The sequence below is a fragment of the Deltaproteobacteria bacterium genome (genome assembly GCA_016709225.1).
In the GTDB taxonomy this organism is placed as follows: Bacteria; Myxococcota_A; Polyangia; order Nannocystales; family Nannocystaceae; genus Xiheibacterium; species Xiheibacterium phototrophicum.
In genome coordinates this window covers 2,045,022-2,065,106 of the sequence record JADJEE010000001.1, presented here as the reverse complement: position 1 = coordinate 2,065,106, position 20,085 = coordinate 2,045,022, and the positions used below count along the sequence as shown (strand labels likewise).

Annotated in this window: 14 protein-coding genes; 2 read left to right on the top strand and 12 right to left on the bottom strand. The window is 70.6% G+C overall.

Annotation, left to right across the window (positions count from 1 at the left end):
• Positions 1–2 precede the first annotated feature (2 nt).
• From IPH07_08455 to IPH07_08400, 12 genes are all read right to left on the bottom strand, one after another.
• Positions 3–2,348 (bottom strand): hypothetical protein, encoded by a 2,346-nt coding sequence (locus IPH07_08455; GenBank protein MBK6917415.1) that lies wholly within the window; start codon positions 2,346–2,348, stop codon positions 3–5.
• A 17-nt stretch (positions 2,349–2,365) separates the two neighbouring features.
• Entirely contained in the window at positions 2,366–4,624 is a 2,259-nt protein-coding gene (locus tag IPH07_08450) for a type VI secretion system ImpA family N-terminal domain-containing protein (protein MBK6917414.1), read from the bottom strand.
• Positions 4,625–4,654: 30 nt separating this feature from the next.
• Positions 4,655–6,133 (bottom strand): type VI secretion system contractile sheath large subunit, encoded by a 1,479-nt coding sequence (tssC, locus tag IPH07_08445; GenBank protein MBK6917413.1) that lies wholly within the window; start codon positions 6,131–6,133, stop codon positions 4,655–4,657.
• A gap of 2 nt (positions 6,134–6,135) precedes the next feature.
• Entirely contained in the window at positions 6,136–6,630 is a 495-nt protein-coding gene (tssB, locus tag IPH07_08440) for a type VI secretion system contractile sheath small subunit (GenBank protein MBK6917412.1), read from the bottom strand.
• A 101-nt stretch (positions 6,631–6,731) separates the two neighbouring features.
• A complete protein-coding gene (gene tagF / locus IPH07_08435) occupies positions 6,732–7,682 on the bottom strand; it encodes a type VI secretion system-associated protein TagF (protein MBK6917411.1) in 951 nt (316 codons plus the stop codon).
• Entirely contained in the window at positions 7,679–11,368 is a 3,690-nt protein-coding gene (gene tssM, locus IPH07_08430; protein MBK6917410.1) for a type VI secretion system membrane subunit TssM, read from the bottom strand. Before tssM ends, tagF begins: the two co-directional genes overlap by 4 nt.
• Positions 11,368–12,066: a DotU family type IV/VI secretion system protein gene (locus IPH07_08425; GenBank protein MBK6917409.1), complete on the bottom strand. Its 699-nt coding sequence runs from the start codon at positions 12,064–12,066 to the stop codon at positions 11,368–11,370. Before IPH07_08425 ends, tssM begins: the two co-directional genes overlap by 1 nt.
• 6 nt (positions 12,067–12,072) lie before the next feature.
• Positions 12,073–13,446, bottom strand: coding sequence for a type VI secretion system baseplate subunit TssK (gene tssK, locus IPH07_08420; GenBank protein MBK6917408.1), 1,374 nt, complete (start codon positions 13,444–13,446; stop codon positions 12,073–12,075).
• Positions 13,447–13,453: 7 nt separating this feature from the next.
• A complete protein-coding gene (gene tssG, locus IPH07_08415; protein ID MBK6917407.1) occupies positions 13,454–14,533 on the bottom strand; it encodes a type VI secretion system baseplate subunit TssG in 1,080 nt (359 codons plus the stop codon).
• On the bottom strand, positions 14,497–16,215 hold the full coding sequence (gene tssF, locus IPH07_08410) for a type VI secretion system baseplate subunit TssF (GenBank protein ID MBK6917406.1): 1,719 nt from the start codon (positions 16,213–16,215) through the stop codon (positions 14,497–14,499). The genes tssG and tssF overlap by 37 nt, the downstream gene beginning before the upstream one ends.
• 66 nt (positions 16,216–16,281) lie before the next feature.
• Positions 16,282–16,653, bottom strand: coding sequence for a type VI secretion system baseplate subunit TssE (gene tssE / locus IPH07_08405; GenBank protein MBK6917405.1), 372 nt, complete (start codon positions 16,651–16,653; stop codon positions 16,282–16,284).
• Between the two features lie 34 nt (positions 16,654–16,687).
• Positions 16,688–17,335: a hypothetical protein gene (locus IPH07_08400; GenBank protein ID MBK6917404.1), complete on the bottom strand. Its 648-nt coding sequence runs from the start codon at positions 17,333–17,335 to the stop codon at positions 16,688–16,690.
• A 41-nt stretch (positions 17,336–17,376) separates the two neighbouring features.
• Here IPH07_08400 and IPH07_08395 point away from each other — a divergent pair, with 41 nt between their 5' ends.
• A complete protein-coding gene (locus IPH07_08395) occupies positions 17,377–19,197 on the top strand; it encodes an FHA domain-containing protein (GenBank protein MBK6917403.1) in 1,821 nt (606 codons plus the stop codon).
• Entirely contained in the window at positions 19,194–20,063 is an 870-nt protein-coding gene (gene tssJ, locus IPH07_08390) for a type VI secretion system lipoprotein TssJ (protein ID MBK6917402.1), read from the top strand. The genes IPH07_08395 and tssJ overlap by 4 nt, the downstream gene beginning before the upstream one ends.
• Positions 20,064–20,085 lie beyond the last annotated feature (22 nt).

Here is a 20,085-nt window from a genome sequence, read left to right as displayed (position 1 = left end):
GCTCAGCCGTTCCCGTCCGGCGGATCGATGTCGAGCGTGCCGGTGCGGATCTGCGTGCGCGCGCCCTGCAGCACCAGCTGCTGACCGTTGACGAACAGCCCCTGCGGCGTGAGGCGCAGCTCGGTGGTGCCGCAGCGCAGCACCACGCCCTGCGGCACGTCGACCACGTAGCTGCCGCCGGCGAGGGTCGCGGAGCCGCCTGCCTGATCGCGCATCTGTGCCCGCGGCCCGCGGAGGCTGACGCCGTCGGCGTCGGCGCCCACGCTGCTCGGCCCCGAGCTCACCGCCGCGCCGCCGAGGCACTCGAGCAGCGCAGTCTTGCCCAGCGAGAGCGCACCGCCAGCGGCCGGCCCCGAGCCGCCACCGATGCCACCGACGCCGATGCTCACGCTGCTGGCGACCACCGTGAACGCGCCGCCGACTGCATACCGGCACGAGCCGCCGGTGACGCGCGTGCTGCGATCGCCGCTCATCACGTTCTCGCTCTTGCCGCCCTCGATCACGCTGGTGCTGCCGCCGTGGCAGGTCGTGCTGAGCCCGCCGGCGTAGCTGAGGCTGCTGCGGCCGCCGACGTCGAGCGCGAGGTTGCCCTTGACCGACAGCGAGTGGTTGCCGGTGACCTTCTCGTTGCGATCACGGCCGACCGACTGCGTGTAGTTGCCCGCGACCGTCTCGTCGAAGTCGTTGTCGACCTTGCGGCGCTCGTCGTGGACGATGTGGGTCTGGGAGTCATGGCCGATGTCTGCGCGCCAGTCGTAGGGCGCGTTGAAGAACATCATCTCCGCGCCGGCGGTGACGTCCATGCACAGCATGCTCTGGCGCGACTTGTCGCCGATGCTGGCGTGGTTCCAACCCAACCACGAGGCCGCGGTCGGCAAGGTCTGTGCACGCTCGGGCGGGCCCATGGTCGGCGGCGTGTTCTGCTTGTCGTAGAGCGAGCCCAAGATGATCGGCCGCTCGAGGTTGCCGCCGATGAACGACACCAGCACGCGGTCGCCGGCGCGCGGGATGTACTGCGTCCCGCCGTGGGTGCCAGCCATCGACTGCAGCACGCTCACGTAGGTGGTCGGGACCTCCTTCTGCTGCTGATCCCAAGCGAAGCGCAGGCGACAGCGCAGCAGCCCGTCGACGTCGACCGGGTCGTTCTCGATCGCCACGACGGTTGCGCGCACGATCGCGGGCACCTTCTCGTCGGGGGGCGCCGGCGCCCGGATCTGCACGGTCTCGCCGTTGTCGCCCTTGGTGGGCACCAGGGTGAGCGAGTTGCTGTAGTCGGCACCGGGCGCCGCGAACGAACGGCCACCCGCGCTGACCCCCATCACGATGAACTCGCGGCTGTCCCCGCGTTCGAGCTCGATGCGATAGCGTCGACCGGCGAGCGCGCCGGTGATGGTGGTGTTCACCTCCGAGCGGTTCTCTGCGGTGCCGGCGACCTCGCCGTGCAGCTGCGCGACGCGGGCGTGCTGCGCGTCGGGGTCCTCGCGCTCGTTGACGCGAAAGCCGTCGCTGACCTGGCGCTTGGCGGTGTGTCCACCGTTCTGCTTGGCGAGGCCTTTGACGGGCTCCATCGGCGTGCCGGCGACATCGAAGCCGAGGAACTCGACCTCGCTCGAGTCGAGCTGGGCGGCGCGCCGCGCCGAGAGGATCTGTTCTTCGCCGTCGGTTGCGTGCTCGAGCCAAACCGGGCGAAACGGCAGGTCCCGACGCTGGCGCTGGTTGCCGTCGAGGAAGCCCTCGTTGGTGTCGCACAGCACCAACGTCTCGACGTTGCCGTCGTGGCGGAAGTAGAAGTTGATGCCGGTGCGCGCGGCCAGCTTCTGCACGAACGCCAGCAGCGTCTCATCGGGTCGACGCACGATGAGATCGATCTCCGGGTAGTCGCGCGTGATGCGATCCTCGATCGTGCGGCCGTAGGTGGAGAGGCCCTTGCGCAGGACCTCGCGCATCACGTCGGCATAGCTGCGGTTGTGCCAGGTGCCGCCCTCGACGTGATGGGCCAGCAGCGCCATCGCGGGGACCAGCGTGAGCGCGAAGCTGTCGTCGGACTCCTCGGCGGTCGCGCGCTCGAGCGAGAGCAGCACGCCGACGATGCGGTTCTCCAGCACGAAGCCGTCGGGGAAGCGCCGGCGCATGAACAGCTCGACGTCCTTGAGTCGGCGGCTGGTGCACGCTGCACGACCGGACTCCTCGCGCGCAGCGGGGATGTTGCAGCGCACGCGCACGCTGTAGCACTGGTTCAGCGCGTCGGTGATCGCGACGTCCTGGACCAGGAACTCGCGCGGGTCTCCGCCGGCCATCGCGACCTGGTACTCGACGAGATAGTTGGTCTTGGTTCCTGCGTCGGCCATCGATCATCCTCGCTGGTTCAGCGCGTCCAGCCGGTCATCGCCCGTGGATCGAGCAGCACCAGCTCGTCGAGCAGGCGCTCGTCAGGGCCGAGGCCGAGCCCGAGACCCTGCTTGCACGCGAGGTATCCCCGCAGACACCCGGCCACCAGGCTGGGATCCCACTGCTCCACGGTCCACTTGCGCAGCTGACCTTCGAGCGCGCGGAACATCGGCAGCGCGAGCTTGGGCTCCGAGCTCGACAGGCACGCCTGCGCGAGCGCGAGGTTGCGCGCGAAGCGGTCGCGGCCGCTGCCGGCGGCTGCGATCCACGTCGATGCGCGGGTCATGGCGTCGTCGAACTTCTTGCCGCGCAGGGCGTCGACGATCTCGGTCGGCAGGGTCGTCTCTTGCTGGCCCGTGCTCGCGCCGACCTCGGCGGGGGCCGCAGCGGTCGCGGCGACGGGCGGTGGGGCGGCCGGTGTCGGCGCGGGCTCGGCCGCCGCCGCGGACGCGGTCGCGAGCTCGGGCGGGCGCGGCGTCAGCTCGCGCGCGAACCAGTCGCGGACGTCCTTGCTGGCCAGCCACTGACCCTTGCGATCGAACGACGACATCAGCGTCGGATGGCGCAGCGCCAGCGCGCAGAGCTCGGCGCGCAGTGCCCGAGCCGCGTCCTTGTCGATCACGTGCTCGGCGGCCATTGCCGAAAAGTAGGTGAGGTCGATCCACCACGGGAACTGCAACACCAACAGCTCGCAGTTGTGCAGCAGCTCCGACCAGCTCTCGCTGGCGGCCAGTGCCGCCAGCTCGCCTCGCTGCGCCGCCGTGCCGACCTCGCAGTCGAGCTTCTTGGCCGCGCCCGCCGCAGGCGGGACCATCCACAGCGCGAGCCGGCGCAGGCGCAGCGCGCTGCCGTCGGCGTGTCCGGCAGCCGAGCGACGGGTGGCCTCGTCGAGCAGGGTGCGCGCGAGGTCGTCGAGCCCCTCGGTGGCCGCGACAGCGCCGGCCGGGGCGCTCATGGGGGTCGCGGGCTTCGGCGCCGCGGTCGGGGTGGGCGCCCGCGCGACGGCCGGCTTGGCGCTCGGCTTGGTCTTGAGCCGCGACAGCGCCTCGTCGGCGATCGTGAGGCCGGAGGTGCCGTCGCACAGCGGATCGAACGCGGCCTTGCACGCCACGATCGACGCCCGCACGGCGGCCAGCTCATCGGCCGTGATGGCGGGTGGCTGCCGCACCAGCTCGGCCTGCAGCCGCTCGCCCAGCCACGTGAACGCGCCGGCGCGGGCCTTGGCGCGCCGCGGGTGCAGCTGTTCACCGAGGCCGGCGGCGTGCTGCAGCAGCGCAAAGCCATCGACCAGCCCCGCCGCGCCGTCTTGGTGGGTGCGCGCGAGCAACCAGTAGGTGATGCAGCGCAGGTCCTTGGCGCGCTCGGTGAGGATCTTCTGCGCGAGCGTGATGACCTTCGGCCACGCGGGCGGCTCGCCGGTGACGGCGCCGAGCTTCGCGATCTCGGCGCGCAGGCCCTCGAACTCGTCGCACAGCCACGGGTCGGCGCCGGTCGGATCGGCGCCCGCGATCGGGGCCAGCAGCGGATGCACGGGTGCCGTGCCGGTGTCGGCGACCGCCGCGGCGCCAGCGTTCGGAGCGACGTCGGCCGACGCAGGGTTCGCGGCCGCCGACGTCGCGGGATCGCTGCTCGTGGTGGGTTCGGACAGCACCGCCGCGAGCTCGGCCGGCAGCGCTGCGAAGGCGTGCTCGATGTGGCCCAGCGCCGGTCCGCGCTCGGGGAATCGACTGCGCGTCAGGTCGCGCAGCCGAAGGAATGCCCGCCACACCTCGCGGACGTCGTCGGCGCGGGTGCGCTGGAGCACCGCGACGAGGTCGCTGCGGAGGCGCTCGGCGAGCCACGACAACACCTCGGCCCGTGCGGCGAGCTTGTCGACCGGCGGGAACAGCTCGTCCCAGCGCCACGCGAGCAGGCCCGCCAGCAGATCGAAGCCGCGCTGCAGGCCGGCGGTGCCGTCTTGGCGGTACCACGCCAGCGCCAGCCAGGCGGCGACCTGCAGGTCCTTCGACTCGTCGACCAGCAGCAGCTCGGCGCGCGTGGTGACGAGCTTCCAGTCGATCTCCTCGGCGCCGCTGGGGCGCGCGAGCTTGACGATCTCGGCGTGGATGCGATCGAAGTGATCGCCCAGTCGGACCTCGCTGCCGCTGCGCGGCGCACCGGTGCTGCCGGTGGCCGCGGGCAGCGGCATGATCAATCGCGTGACGCGATCAGCGGGGGTGACGGCCGCGTTGTCCATGGTCGGAGCCCCGCTCTAGGTGTCGCGCGATCAACCCTTGTCGAGCTTGCCGACCAGCGACAGCGTGAAGTCGGCGCCCATGTACTTGAAGTGTGGCGTGACCTCGAGCTTGCAGCGGTACCAGCCGACCTCACCCGGGACCTCCTCGACCTCGAGGTTGGTCGCGCGGAACGGGCGCTGCGACATCGTGTGTTGGTCGAGCTTCGGGCCACTCGAGGTGTACTGCAGCAGCCACTTCTTGATCTCGTGCTTGAGATCCTGGGCGGTCTTCCACGAGCCGAGGTTCTCGCGCTGGATGACCTTGATGTAGTGGGCCAGCCGCGTGATGATGAAGATGTATGGTAGCTGGGTGCCGAGGCGGTAGTTGACCTCGTCCGCGTGGCCCTCGGGGGTGTCGGGGAACGACTTGGCGCGCTGCGCCGAGTTGGCCGAGAAGAACGCCGCGTTGTCGGAGCCCTTGCGGAACACCAGCCCGATGAAGCCCTCTTCGGCCATCTCGAACTCGCGCCGCTCGGTCAGCTGCACCTCGACCGGGAGCTTGGTCTGCAGCTCGCCCATCGCCTTGTACTGGTGGAGCGGAAGGTCCTCGACCGCGCCGCCGGCCTTGGGGCCGATGATGTTGGGGCTCCAGCGGTAGCGCGCGAACGAGTCGGCGGCGCGGGCGGCCAGCGCGAAGCTGGCGGGGCCCCAGAGGTAGTTCTCGTGCTTGTCGACCACGTCCTCGGCGAAGTCGAACTCCTTCACCGGCTTGTGATCGGCGTCGTACGGGACGCGCAGCATGAAGCGTGGCGCGCACAGGCCGATGTAGCGCGAGTCCTCGCTGTCACGGAACGAGCGCCAGCGGGCGTACTGCGGCGACTCGAACATCGCCTTCAGGTCGCGCAGACCCGGCAGCGCCTCGAAGGTGTCCTCGCCGAAGAACTTCGGCGACGCGTTCGCCAGCAGCGGCGCGTGGGCCATCGCGCTGACCGACGCCAGCTGCTGCAGCAGGCGGACGTCCTCGTGGCCGGCGTCGAACTGGAAGTCGGTGACCAGCGCGCCGTAGGGATGGCCGCCGAAGGTGCCGTACTCCGCGGCATAGACCACGCGGTAGAAGCCGGACTTCGGGATCTCGGGCGAGTCCTCGAAATCTGCGGCGAGGTCGTCCTTGGTGACGTCGAACAGCTCGACCTTGACGTTCTCGCGGAAGTCGCAGTGATCGACCAGGTACTTGATCGAGCGCCAGGTCGACTCGAGCTGCTGGAACTGCTGCTGGTGGAGGATGTCGTTGATCTGCGCCGTGATGCGGCTGTCGATCTCGGCGATCATCGAGTCCACGGCGCCGCGATCGATCTTGCCGTACTTGTCGCGCGAGCTCAGCAGCTCGCCCATGAACGCCTCGACGCCCTGGCGTGCGATGCGGTAGGCGTCGGCGTCGGAGCGCTCGACGCGGGCGTCGGTGAGCAGCTCGTCGAGCAGGGTGACGGGCGCGGTCTCGGCGGCTTTGGCGGTGTCGCTTTGGGTCTGCATGGTCACTTCTCCTCGACGCTCGGGGTCATGCCCAGCTCGGCCGACATGCGCTCGCGCGCGGTGTCATCGGTGAGGATCGCCTGGATGCGCTTGCGGAACTCGGGGCGGTTGCCGAGCGGCGACTTGAGGGCCGACAGCGCGTCGCGCAGCTCGAGCAGCTTGCGCAGCTCCGGCACCTGGTTGGCGATGCCTTGCGGCGTGAAGTCGGCCAGCGACTTGATGCGCAGCGACACCGGCAGCTCGTCCTGGCCCTCCTGCAGGCGGTTCGGCACGCCGAACTCGAGCGACAGATCGAGGCTCGCGAGCACGTCGGCGAAGTTGTCCTTGTCGACGTTGATGGGCTTGCGCTTCTCGACGTCGAGTGGGTTCTGTCGACCGGTCAGGTTGGACATCACCAGCATCTTGAACGGCAGCTCGATCTCTTCCTGACCGACGGTCTTGCTGCGGTAGACGATGTTGATGCGCTCTTTGGGAGCTACGGAACCTCGGGATTGCATGGGCTGGATCTCCTCGCGCTCGCGGCTGCGCTTGCAGTTCTGCGTTAATGGACGCCGTCCACCCACAGCCCATACAAGGAAAATGCAGGCCCACCGGGGGGCTACGCGGCGGGGCCGGCCGCAGACCCGCCGATCGCCTCGATCACGGCGCTGGCGGCCCGATCCGCGGGGTCTGCGAGCAGCTCGGCGAGCCCGGCGGGCAGCCGCTCGCGGGCGCCGCGACGGCTGTCGTCGTTGGCGGTGGTGGTGGCCCAGAGCCGCTGATAGTGCGCCTGCGCGCCCCACTGGCAGTGCAGCGCGTTGGCCTCGGGGGTCCCCAAGACCACGAGCACGCGCGCGGCCGAGACGTCCCACAGCACCGAGGGCACCCCGATCACGCCGGCGGTCGCGACCTCCACGCACGCCAGCCACAGCATCAGCTCGACGTCGCTGCCCACCGCGCGATCCAGCACCAATGGCGCCGTGACGGCGCGAGAGCGCCGCGCCGACTCGCAGGCCCGCAGCAGCAGGTCGATCGCGTAGCAGCGCGCGTCGACGTCGCCGAACAGGCCCTCGAGCACGGCAGCCGCGGGCGCGGCGTGCAGTCGCGCGCGCTCGGACGCGCACGCCTGCACGAGCGCGGCCGGGGCGGGCAACGCCACCGCGTCGAGCTTCGTGACGAGCTCGGCCTGGGTGTCGCGCCGGGCCCGATGCGCGATGCCGCCGAGCTGCTCGAGCACGGGTGCCAGCGCGACCGGCAGCGCCGGTGCCCACAGGCCGTCGCAGCGGCCCAGCTCGCAGAAGAGCGCCAGCGGGAATCGGCGCCCGACCTTGTCGACGCTGCCCGACAGCGTACCGACCAGCAGCGAGCTCGCTGCGTCGTCGCGGAACACGAAGCCGACCGGACCGGTGGGCGCGGTGCAGCTGGCCTCGGCGAGGCGATCGTTGGCAAGCTGCAGCCAGCGTTCGAACGCGCGACCGCAGGGGCTGCCGGTGCCGCGCGCCACGAAGTCACCGAAGCTGGGGATCTTGCCGAAGCAGCCCAGCGACAGCGTCGGCAGCGTCGCACTCACGGCTCACCGCGGGTGGCGCACGAGGCCCCCGACGCCACGATCGAGCGCGGCGCGAGCAGCTCCTTGCTGCGGAACATGTCCATGAAGCGACCGCCGCGGCGGTGGAAGAACGGCGCATCGGCACGCTTGGGGCGGAACTTCATCTGCACGAGCCCCGCCTTCTCGTCGCGGAAGTCCCACTGCACGGTGAAGCTGCGGCCATCTTCGCTGGCCCGCACGGTGCCCCGCTCCATCACGCGGAAGAGGCCCCAGTCGCCCTCCTGCTCGAGGTCGGCGTGCACGCCGAAGCCCTTGGCTTCGATGCGCATGCCCTTGTTGCCGTCACCGGGCCAGACCATGCTGGTCCACACCTCGGGGCCGTTGCGATAGCTGAGCGTCTGCCCGTCGATGGTCAGGATGATCTCCTTCACGGTCGGCGCGCCCTCGATCAGCACGTCGAACTCCACCAGCGGCTCGTCGCTGCCGGGGGGGAACAGCGCGTTGGTCAGCTCCATCGCGGCGTCGAGGTACGTGACGAGGCCCTGGCGGTAGGTCGTGGTCGAGGCCGCGCCGCGCTCGGTGGTCTGGAAGCGGACCCCACGCTGGGGCACGTCGTTCTTGAGCACCGACTCGTAGAACTTCCACAGGTCGCCGTTTTGCGGGTGGAAGAAGTCTGCGACCTCGCTGAGCGGCACGTCGCCGCCCTTGGGGTTGAAGGGGTAGCCGCGGGCGAGGCTGCGCTCGGACTGATCGACGACCTCGTTGCACCACTTGCCCGCGATGTCGTTGGCGACGCCCTTGCTCGCCAGCGACGACACCAGATCGATCGGCGGCCACAGCAGCTTCTCGAGCGTGGGCTGCCAGCCCGAGGTGTCCTGCGCGGCGAGCAGCGACTTGACCTTCGAGCGGGCGGCCTTCAGTCGGCTGATGAGCTTGTCCGACTCGGCGGGATCGTCGAGGCGCTCCTGCAGCGCGTCGCGCACGAACGCGACCTGCTCTTGGTAGTCGTCGAGCGGCACCGCCTCGGGTGGGGGCGGCGGCGCGGTCGGATCGGCTGGGGCGGGCTTGGGCTTTCGCGCGCCGAACTCGGCCAGGCCGAGGAACGCGTAGGTGACGTCGAGGTCGGTCAGCACGATGGTGCCGTTGGCGTCGTCGAGCACGCGCGCGGCGGCCGAGCGGGCGGCCATGCGACCCACGCGCTGGTTGACGCCGAGCCGGCCGAGTCGCGACTTCTGCCACGCCTTGCGGCCCGCGATGCGACCGACCTCGGAGACCAGCGCGTCGTCCGGATCCTCCTCTTCGACCGCGTCGAGATCGACCAGCTGGGTGTGGTACGCGACATGGCTGAAGAAGTCGCGGTAGGGCTCCGTGCGGGTGAGGTCACCGAGCAGCCCCAGCGCGTCGACGTAGTCGTCGGGGGCCTCGATGTAGGTCGAGTCGATGAACGCGCGCCACTCCGCGATGTAGCGGCGGAAGTACTCGGTCTGGATGGCCTCGACCTCCTCTGCGCGCAGGCTGTCGCCGTCCTCACCGCCACGTCCGAGCACCCACTGCTCGTCGAGTAGATCGTCGAGGTTGCCCTGCAGCCGCGGCTTGACCTGTTCCTCGTAGCCACGACGCGTGAAGGCCGGCCGGATGATGCGGTCCTGGTTGCGGATGGAGCTGACACCGACCATGTCGCGCAGGCGCAGGCTGGGCCCGTCGACCGCGTCGATGAGGGCCTGCGCCACCGCCTTGCTGCGATCCGAGCGCTTGAGGATCCGCTGTACGCGGTCGACCAGCTTGGTGTCGCGCTCGAACGCGAGATCGGGCTGCCGCGCCAGCAGATCGACGTAGGCGACCGCGACCGATTCGATCGCCGTGAGCGTCGCGGTATCGCCGGCCTCGCGCAGCGGCGTGGCCCAGAGGTCCACGACGTGGGCCGCGAGCCAGGCCCGCTCCTCGTCGTCGAGCCCGGGCTCGCCCGCGCCCGACGGTGAGCTGCACAGCATGTAGAACCGCAGGCGGTCGAAGGTCGTGCGGTACTCCTCCGCGGTGGCCTCGCGATCGGCCGCGGCATGCCGCCCGGTAAACCGCTCGAGCTCGGCGAGCTCGCGCTCGACGATCGGGAGCATCATTTCCTTGCGCACCGTGGCGGCGTAGAGATCGCGAAGCCGTGGGTAGATCACCCGGCCTTGGTACATGCCCATCCGCATGCCGATGGGCGGGCCCTCGTCCTCGTACGACGCGAGCGTCGCGACCACCGCGCGCAGCGGCTCGATGCGGTCGACGGCGATGACGTCGACCGAGTTCTGGGCGACGTGGGCCTCGACGTTGGCGACCGCACCGTCGGCCTCGCGGATGAAGCGGCGGTTCTGGTCGAACGAGCGCGCCGGTAGCCACATGATGGCGGTCGAGGCCAGCAACAGCGCCGCACCTGCGATGCCCGAGAGGATCTTGTGCTTGCGGACGCGCGTGCGGTTGGGCCGCGTCAGCTTGTAGTCGGGGAAGATGACACGCCGGAACAGCTCGCCGAGGAAGTAGCTCTTGGCCTCGACCGCGGGTGCGGCGGTGCGACCCAGCGCGGGCTGGATGCCGAAGGCCTCCGCCATCGCGTTCATGATGCGCCCGACCGGACGGCCCTCTTGCGTACCCGACGACAGGTACACGCCGCGGAGGATCGGCGTCTCGTGGTAGATGTTCTCGGCCATCATGCCGTGGATGAAGCGGCCGAGCGGCTCCCGCAGCGCTGCGAGGTACTGCGGCAGCTCGTAGATGCGCTCGCGGCCCTCGCCGCGTCGCTCCTCGGCCACACGCCGCAGCACTCGCTTCTCGAGCACGCCGGTGAGCTCGTCGTAATGATCGAAGAAGCGTCCGACCAGGTCCTGCTGGTCGAATGCCGGCAGCGTGAAGCCCCAGATCTGGTGGCGCTCGCTCTCCTTGAGGTCGGCGAACATCTCCACGAAGCCCGGCAACAGGTCGCACTTGGTGAACACCAGGTAGACCGGCACGACCACCCCGAGGCGGTCCTGCAGCTCGTCGGTGCGGGCACGGATCTCGCGGGCCAGCGCGGTGACCTCGTCGGGGTGGGCCTCGATCAGGTCGGCGACGCTGACCGCTGCGAGCACGCCGTTGATCGGCCGACGCACGCGGTACTTCTTCAGCAGGTCGAGGAACGCGAACCACTCGTCGCGATCGGAGTCCTCGGTGGTGTAGCGGCCGGCGGTGTCGAGGATGACGGCCTCGCTGGTCATCCACCACTCGCAGTTGCGGGTGCCGCCCACGCCCTTGACGCTGGCGCCGCCGCGAGCGGACTGGAACGGGAACTGCAGCCCCGAGTTGCGCAGCGCGGTGCTCTTGCCGACGCCGGGCGGCCCGACGATGACGTACCACGGCAGGGAGTACAGCGCCGAGGCGGCGCCGCGCGAGCCCAGTCGCGACGACTTGAGCGCACCGATCGCACGGTTGAACTCGCCCTGCAGGGCGCGGATGTCGGCCTCGAGGTCGGGGCGCGCGGCGCTGGCCTGCTTGTCGGCCTGGGCCTTGAGCGCGCGCTCGATCTCGCGGGAGGCCCGACGGGCGCGCACGCGCTTGACCACGATGATCGTGACGATGAGCGCGAGCGCCGCGACGCTGACGGCGATCGCGATCCACAGCGGCAGCTCGAACCACCACACCACCGCCCACACCGCGGCGACCAGCAGCACCGTGAAGATGTACTTCAGCATCAGCCTCGCTCCGCTTGGTCGGACTTGGCAAAGCTCTCGAGCACCTCGGTGCTGCGGTCGGTCAGGTCGTCACGCATGCGGTCCAGCGCGATGCGCAGCGCGACGATGAAGCACAGCGCGAACAACAACGCGAACAGGCCCAGCCACAGCGCGATGAAGTCCATCGAGCGCGAGTGCAGGCGTTCCTTCTTGGGGAGGTGCCGCCGCGAGACCGCCTCCGGCCGCAGCAGCGGGCCCAGGCCCTCGCGCACCCGTCGCTTCACGACCTCGAGCTCCGACTCGCCGCCGCGCACGGCGAAGCGTCCGAGGAAGCCCAGCTCCAGGCACAGGTGATACACCACCAGCGCCTCGATGCGCCGCGGATCCCGGACGATGCGCTCGAGTCGCTCGAAGAAGCCGTCGCCCGCGACGTTCTCGGCGAAGTAGTGCAGCTGCAGCGGGCGCTGGTGCCAGTGCGCTCGCACGGCGCCGGGCTTGCGCTGGGCGATCTCGTCGCCGAGGGCGACCAGCGCGTAGACCACGTCGCTGATGTCGGTCTCGGTCATGCCGGTCTGCTTGCCGCGCGCGATGACCTCGTCGACGTAGCCGCGCAGACGCTGGTAGAGGTGCTCCGGCCGGACGCTCGCGTCCTTGGGCAGGTTCCGCAGCTGGATCAGCGCGTTGAAGGCGTCCTTGGTGACTTCGTTGACGCGGTTCATGCTCGCTCACCTCGTCGCCGGCGGGACCGCCATCAGCTTGATCTTCGCGTGGCTGGGGTCGAACGGGGGCGGCAGGTAGATCGCGATGGTCTTCTCGTCGGTGATCTGCTCCCAGTACTCGTGGCGGGTGTCGATCTCGAAGTAGACCGAGCGCGGTCGGATTGGGATCTGCGGCGGCGGGCGGTGGGTCGCGACCAGCGGCGCGCCGGGGATCGCGGAGCGCACGATGCGGCTGATCTGCTTCCACGAGGCGATCTTCGACAGGCCCGGGAGGCGGTTGGCGACGTCCTGCTGGGTCGCGTCGGCCTCGACCGCGAGCACGAAGGTCGGGCACTCGAGCAGGCGGGCGTCCTTGAGCACGCCGATCCACATGCCGTCGCGGCGGGCCTCGAGCGGCACCTCGATGAAGTTCTCCTTCATCGCGAGCTCGAGCAGGGCGCGCAGCTTGGTGAACAGCTCGCCGAAGGTCGCGCGGAGGTCGGCGTGCGTGTACGTCGGCAGCTCCTCGGGCAGGATGTCGACCGAGAAGCTCGTGAGCTGGCCGGCCAGCTGCGAGAGGCTGGCGTAGAGTGAGAACGGCGTCGACTCGGGGCTCTCGCTCAGCTGCCGCACCATCGGCAGGTGCGAGTTGATCGCGCCCAGCTGCAGGTAGCGGGTCACGTCCTGGGCGGTGAACTCCACCCGCGAGGCGTCGACCTGGCGCAGCGACTCGACCAGCGCGCGGCGCTTGGTCAGCATGAGACCCAGCAGCTCCGACGACCACCGCCGCAGCACGCTCGCGCCCGACAGCCGCAGCACCGGCGGCACGTAGTCCGACGACAGCTCGAAGCCGCCGCCGTTGTCGCGGCGCAGCTCGGCGATCTTGATGGTCTCGAAGTCCGCGCGCGACTCGTTGCCGAACAGCAGCACCGGCCGCGGTCGCGCGAACACCACCTGGGCCTCGCTGCTGGCACGCACGAGGTCGACCACGTCGCGCGACCAGGTGTCGTAGCGGGGCAGGGCAGCACCGCCGCCGCCGTCGGTGCGGGCGTAGTTCTCGATGCCCTCTCGGGTGGTGCTGATGCCGAGGTGGACCTCGGCGACCGCTGCGGTGGCGGGAAAGTGATCGGCGATGCGCCGCAGCGCCGGCAGGCCCGGGTCGCCGTCGGCGAAGTCGAGCGGCACGCCGCTCGGCAGCAGCCCCTGGACCCCGCGCAGGCGGAAGTTGCCGGTCTTGATCTCGCCCGCGTCGATCTCGAGGCGCGTGAGGCCCCAGGCGTACGGGTTCGGCCACTGCGCGTGGGTCTGGACCAGCTGCTCGAAGTAGAGGTCCTGCTGCTGCAGATGCTGCGGGCACACCAGCATGCCCTCGCCCCACATGACCTTGTCGACGCGTCTCATGTCTGCCTCACGCTCCCGCGGCTGCCCGCTCGAGGTCGAACTTCCGCGACTGCACGCGGCCCTGCGGCCGCCGTGCCGTCAACATCACACCGTCGCCCAGGCGACCGCGACCGACGGTGCCGATCACGAACGGGGGATAGGCATCCTCGGTGACCAGCAGCTCGAGCTCGAAGCCGATGGGCTCGCCGCTCAGGCGCTCGGCCAGCTGTCGCACGCGGTCGAACTGCGCTCCGCCGGGCGAGAACTCGCGCGCGAGCGTGGGCGAAATGGGGCCGATCACGACCTTGGCGCGGTGGGCCGGGTGCAGCGCGCGGGTCCCGAGCACGAACGAGTCGCCGAGCTCGGAGTTGGCCTGACCGAGGGAGATGCGCTGGCTGGGCTCGAACGTGACCCAGCCGCCGGTGAATTGCTCGAGCCGCAGCGGCGCGCCCTCGAGGCGGTCCGACAGCATGTCGCCGAGCGCGTTCTCGAAGCTGCGCGCCGAGCCGCCGCCGAACGCCAGCAGGCTCGACAGCCGCAGGAGGTCGTCACGCCCGAGCGCGTCGGACTGCTCGGCCTGGGCGTCGACGCCCGCGAACGCGAGCGCACGGCGCGACATGATGTCCTGCGCGCCGGTCAGGAACTCCTGCGCCCAGTCGTACTTGTTGCGCGCGCGGTACATCAGCGCGGTGATGCGGTTGTGGAACAGATCGAGGAACAGCCGCATCGCCTGGCTGGCCTCGGAGTCGTGGATGAGGTCGGCCGCGTGGTACAGCGGCATCGGGCTGTCGGCGCCCGAGAGCCCCAGCAGGCAGGTGGTGATCTCGAAGCGCGAGTGCTTGCCGCGCAGTCGCTGCTCGGGCGCGCGCTCGCGCTCGACGTGGCGGATCGCGGTCAGCTCACCGGGGCGGAACGCGAACGAGGGGTCGTGGCGGAAGAACATCGCCTCCTCGTCGAAGGGGCCGTCCTCACCCAGTCGCGGGCGGTCGGCGAGCATGCGCTCGATCAGGCGGACCGCCGTGAAGAGATCGGTCCGCGGCGGGTGCTGGGTGAGCAGCTCGCCGAGTGCCGTCAGAGAATGGTCTTGTCCCCGTATCTCGGCACCCATGAGTACTCCGTGCGCGAGGGCGCGAGCTGGACGGTGAGCTGGTTGAACGAGTTGATGTGGACGCGTCGCGCGAACACCTCGTTGAGGATGTCGCCGAAGATCACGGCCTCGCCGGTGGCGGAGAAGTTGGCCTCGTCGAGCACGACGATGGTCTTGGTGCCGGTCACCGGCGCACCGCGCACGAGCCGCACGGCCTTGCGGGTCTGGACCTCGCGGATGGCGTCGATCCACTGGCCGTTGGCACGGCCCAGTGAAGGGTTCTGCCGCTCCGCGAAGTTGTACACCTCCAGTAGACGCCGAAGGTTCGCCGGATCTTGAAGCCCCGCACGAGAAAGCCCGAGGTGGGCCCCGAGCCGCCACAACAGCTCGACGTTGTCGTTCGGGTACAACGGGGTCGAGACCGCCGTGATGTTCGTGAACGGCGCCATCGTCGGGGCCCCGCGGACCGGCCGCGAGATGTCGCCGAGCTTGAGCGCGGGCGCCAGCAGGCGGTTGGTGCACAGCAGCTCGGCCGAGAGGATCTCGGACTCCGCGATGGGGTGGGCATCGCGCGGTGACGCCAGCGAGAGGTACACGTCGGTGCCGGCGTCGGTCACCGACGGCACTCGCCGGCTCACGTAGTAGCGGGCGTTGGCGTCGTGACCGCTGCGGAACGCGGTGAAGCTCTGGTAGGGCGTGCGTTGGGCACCGTTCACGCCCATCACGCTGCGGATCTCGTAGACCTCGGCGTCGGTCGGGCCGTGCTCGGCCGGGCGCACGATGGCCTCGGGCTGCAGCGGTCGGAAACGTACCGGGTCCGCCGAGCAGGGGAACAGGTTGATCACCGGCACGCAGTGCAGGCGCAGATCCTGGCTGCCGGGCGCCCGCGGCAGCTTCGGCGGGCGATCGAAGGTGAGGTGCAGCTCGCAGCTGGGCGTCATCAGACTGCCGAGCGGGGGCAGATCGACGAACGCGAACTTCTGTGGGCACGCGAACAGCTCGGCGGCGTGTGTGAAGGCGTCGTGCTCGAGCGCGCGCTCGGGCAGCAGCCGGGTCTCGGCGTCGAAGCCGACCGCGGCGATGTCGGGCCGGACGGTGCCCCGCACGACGCCGTTCTCGACCACCGCGATCTCGGTGCAGTGGCGCAGGAACCACGCCCGCAGCGTCATCGCCGTGGGCGTCTCGCCGTGGCAGTGCAGGCGGATGCGGTGGGCTCCGACCACGGCGGCGGCGTGGTCGGGCGCGGCCAGGCGCAGGATCAGCTTCTCGGTGCGGCTGCTCGGTCGCTCGCTGCGGACCTCGAGCAGCGACAGCGGCAGCAGCTCGAGCGCGGCCGTGGTCTGGAACAGGCACCGCACGTCGCGCGCGCCGTTGCCGGCCACCTGCGAGCCCCGCGGCACCACCGCAGCGGTACGCAGCGCCCGGGTGTCGGGGTTGAACTGCAGGATCGCAACCGGCGGGATGAACCGCGTCAGCTGCGGGACCAGCACGCCGGCGAGCTGATGCGCGAGCTCGGGGATGCTGTCGTCGATGCGCTCGCGCACGCGCGAGCTGAGGAACGCGAAGCCCTCGAGCAGCCGCTCCACGTCGGGATCGTCGCTACGCTCGGCCAGCAGACCCGCGGTGGCGGGGTAGGCCCGGGCGAACTCGCGGCCCTGCTCGCGCAGGTAGGCCAGCTCGGCTTCGTAGTAGCGCGACTTCATGGTGGACCCCTCGAGTGGTGCCCACGGTCGCGCGGGCGTGACGGATGGCAGCGGCGGCGAGCTGGATCAGCGCACGCGCACGCCACCGCCACGCGAGAGCTCGGTCAGGAAGCGGATCTTCTCGTGCCCGGCCAGCTCGGCGACGATCTCCATCGAGACGCAAGAGACGATCGCGGTCGGGTTCAACGTTCGAACCCGGACGTTGCGAAGGCGCGGCTCGAAGCGCTCGATGGTGGCCGCCACCGCGCGCAGGACGTCGGATTCGGACGACGGCCAGCGCGCGAGTACGTCGAGGAAGTCGACGCCCATCTCGGGGCACGTGTGACCGTCCCCCTCGTGGGTGTTCAGGATGGCCTGGAGGTTGGCGATGATCGACTCGAGCACGCCGGTGCCCTTGTTCGGGTCTTCCGATGCAATTCGATGCAGGAGACCACGCATGGATCGATCATCGCCGCGTCGCAGCCCGCGTCACTCACGCGGACAGCGGCTCGCCCCAGTTGCCAGCCTCGGGGGTGCCCGGAGGGGGCAGGTGCTCGGGCTGCCGCGAGCCCAGGCTGCCACCCTTGATGGTGGACGAACCGGTCACGCAGTCGATCGAGTAGTCGCGCGTGCCGAGCGAGTCGTTCACGCTGGTGTTGCGGAACACGTGCACCTCGACCGTGATCGAGGACGCGCCGCGCGCGAGACGGGCGGTGGAGATGTAGCCCCAGACCGTGACCGTCTTCTTGTTTTCCCACACGCCCGCGCCGTTCTCGAGCTTCCACTCGCGGTAGACCGCGACGATCTCGATCCGACCTTGACGCCACTCGTCGATGAGGGCCTTGCCCGCCTCATCGCCGCCGTCCTCGATCTGGAACGTGACGAAGCCACGACCCATGCCGGCCTGGACGTTGCTGTCGTCCATGTCCTGGGACCCCAGGTAGGCGTTGGTGAAGTAGCCGCCCTGGTGATCCTTGAGGATCATGTACTCGCCGTCCGGTTGCCAGACTCGCGTCTGGTCGTTGTCGTTCGACGGGGTTGCCGTGTAGATGTGCAAAGACCGCTTCTTGTTGTCGTCTGCCACGAAGCCGTTTACGCCGCGCTCCGGGTGCGTATTCACGCGACTTCGTGCCGCGCCCACCTACCCGTGGCGGCGCCTTTGGGTCATGATTGCCGGCACCGATGCAGATCCGCGTGGCCATCACGAGCCCCGATGGCGAGGCCGAGCGCGCCCCCGAGTTCAGCAAGGCCGAGCTCTCGATCGGGCGCCTGCCGTCCAACGACGTGGTCCTGCCGGAAGCTGGGGTCTCGAGCAACCACGCGCGGGTGCTGGTGACAGGCGCGACCCTGACGATCCTCGATCTCGACTCCACCAACGGCACCTTCGTGAACGGCGAGGCGGTGCAGGGGCCGCGGGTGCTGGTCGACGACGACGAGGTGCAGATCGGTGACTTCGTGCTCCGATTCGCGCTGCTGGGACGCGCGCGCGAGGTCGATCTCGCGGGGCGGCCGGCCGCCTCGAACGGTCGCGCAAGTGCCCCCGCCGGCGGTGGTTGGGGTGGTGGCGCCGACGCGGGCGGGCTGCCTCCGCCGCCGCCGATGATGGACGAGCTCGACGAGCTACCCGAGCCGCACTTCGGACTCGGTGCCCGCGACGGCATCGGTGGCGACGATCTCGATGCCCCCGAGCTCGCGGTCCGCCGCGCGCCGACGGCCATGGTCGGTGGTGCGCGGCGGGCCGAGGTGCCGCGCTCGGAGCCGCCGCGACCGGCTGCGTTCCCACGCTTCGAGGCCGTCGTCGCGGCCCGCAGCGCCGGGCCGGTGGGCTTCGAGTTCACGCCCGCGAGCGCGCCGGAACTCATCGAGCAGGTCTTCACGGCGGTGTGGCAGCGCATCGCCGACGAGGTGCTCTTGGCCGTCGGCGGCGTGGCACAGACCGCCGCCGCGCTGCTCGACGAGGCGCTGCAGCGCGCGGGCGAGCCGCTGCGCGCCCAGGCGGCGGCGTTGCGGGCACGCATGCTCGACGAGATGGTCGGGCCCGGTCCGCTGCGGGCCGTGCTCGACGGCGAGCCCAACGAAGTCCTCGTGCATGGCATCGAGCGGGTGCGGGTGCAGCGGGCGGGGCAGGTCAGCGAGGGGCCGTCGGGCTTCACGTGCGCGGCCGCGCTGCGCTGCTTCGCATCGCGCTGCCTCGGGCTCCACTACGATCCGTCGGTGCCGCACGTGCGGGGGCAGTGGGGCCCGTGGGCCGTCGAGGCGATGTGGGGCGCCGGTGTGCCGTTGGTGATCTCGCTGCGCCGCAGCGTGCTGCAGGGCACCGCCACGCTCGAGGGCCTGCAGCACGCGGGCGTGATGTCGCCGGGCATGGCGGCGTTGCTGTCGACCTGCGCCGTGGCGCGCTACGGCATGCTGGTGGTGGCGGCCCCGGGCGCGAGCGCGCGACACGTGCTGGCGGCGGCGTTGGCCGCCGGCTCACCGCAGGAGCTGCAGGTGGTGGTGACCCATCGCGGCACCGAGCTCTCTGGCTTTCGCCCCGGGACGGTCGCGGTCGCGCGCAGTGGTCAGCACGACGCCATCGATGCCGCGCTGGCGCTGGCGCCCGACCGGCTCGCGATCGACGACCTGCAGTGGTCGGAGGCCCGCGGCGCGCTGGCGGTGATCGGGCGCGCCATCGGCGTGGTGGTGGGGATGCGCGGGCACTCGCCGGCCGCCGGGCTCGCGCGGCTGGGGCAGCTGCTGGGCGGCGAGCTTCCGGGGGTCGTGCTCGAGCCGCTGGTGGCACAGGCCTTCGATCTCGTGATCGGCGTACAGCTGTTCGCGGACGGTATCTCGCGCGTCACGCAGATCGCCGAGGCCTATGCGCACGAGGGTCGCGCAGTCGTGCAAGACATCTTCACGCTGGTCCCCGGCACCCGATCCTGGCAGGTTTCCGCCACTGCACCGCGCTGCCACGAGGAACTCGCGCGTCGCGGGTTCCGCCTCGATCCTGCGATCTTCACATGACGACTGCGCTGCCACCGATGTCGATCCGACGCGCGCTGCCCGGGCTGCTCGCGCTGCCCGGCCTGCTCGCGCTGGCCGCCTGCCGACCCAAGGAGCCCACGTGCGAGCCGGGCCAGGTCGAGTGGGGCGTGCAGCTGCTGGTCGAGGCCACCAGCAGCATCAACCCCGATCGCAGCGGGAACTCGCTGCCGACCGTGGTGCGGGTGTTCCAGGTCCGCGGCGAGCTGGTGATCGACGATCTCGACTTCGAGCGGCTGTGGGCGGCGCCCGACGCCAAGGCGCTCGGCGAGGGCTTCGCCAGCGTGCAGGAGCTGACCATCTATCCGGGTCAGCGCGATCGCCGGGTGCTGCCCGTCGAGCCCGATGCGACCCACGTGGTCGCGGCGGCGTGGTTTCGCGAGCCGGTCGGCAACACGTGGTTCGCCACCTACGAGATCCCGCGACGCCACCCCGAGGTCGTCTGCGATCGCGCGCCGGACAGCCACCTGTATCCGAATCCCTGCCTCTACGTGCTGCTCGATCGCAGCGCCACCAGCGGTGGTGCCACGCCGCCGCCGGGATTCCAGATCGTGCCGGGGGTGCAGTGCGCCCCGCTGGGCGTGCTGCCGGGCACCGCGAAGGCCGACGGCAAGAAGAAGAAAAAGAAGAAGAAGACCAAGCGCCCGCAGCTGCAGCTGCCCGACGGCGGTGGCGACCCCTCGGGCCTGCCGCAGCTGCCCGGCACGCCCGAGGCCCCGAGCGCGCCGTCGCTGCCGAGCGCGCCGTCGCTGCCGAGCGCACCGTCGCTGCCGAGCGCGCCGCAGCCCGCCGCACCGTCGCCGCGCGCGGCGCTGTCGGTGCTCGCGGGCGCGCGGCTCGGGGCCTGACGGCCGCCCCCGACGTCGGGCC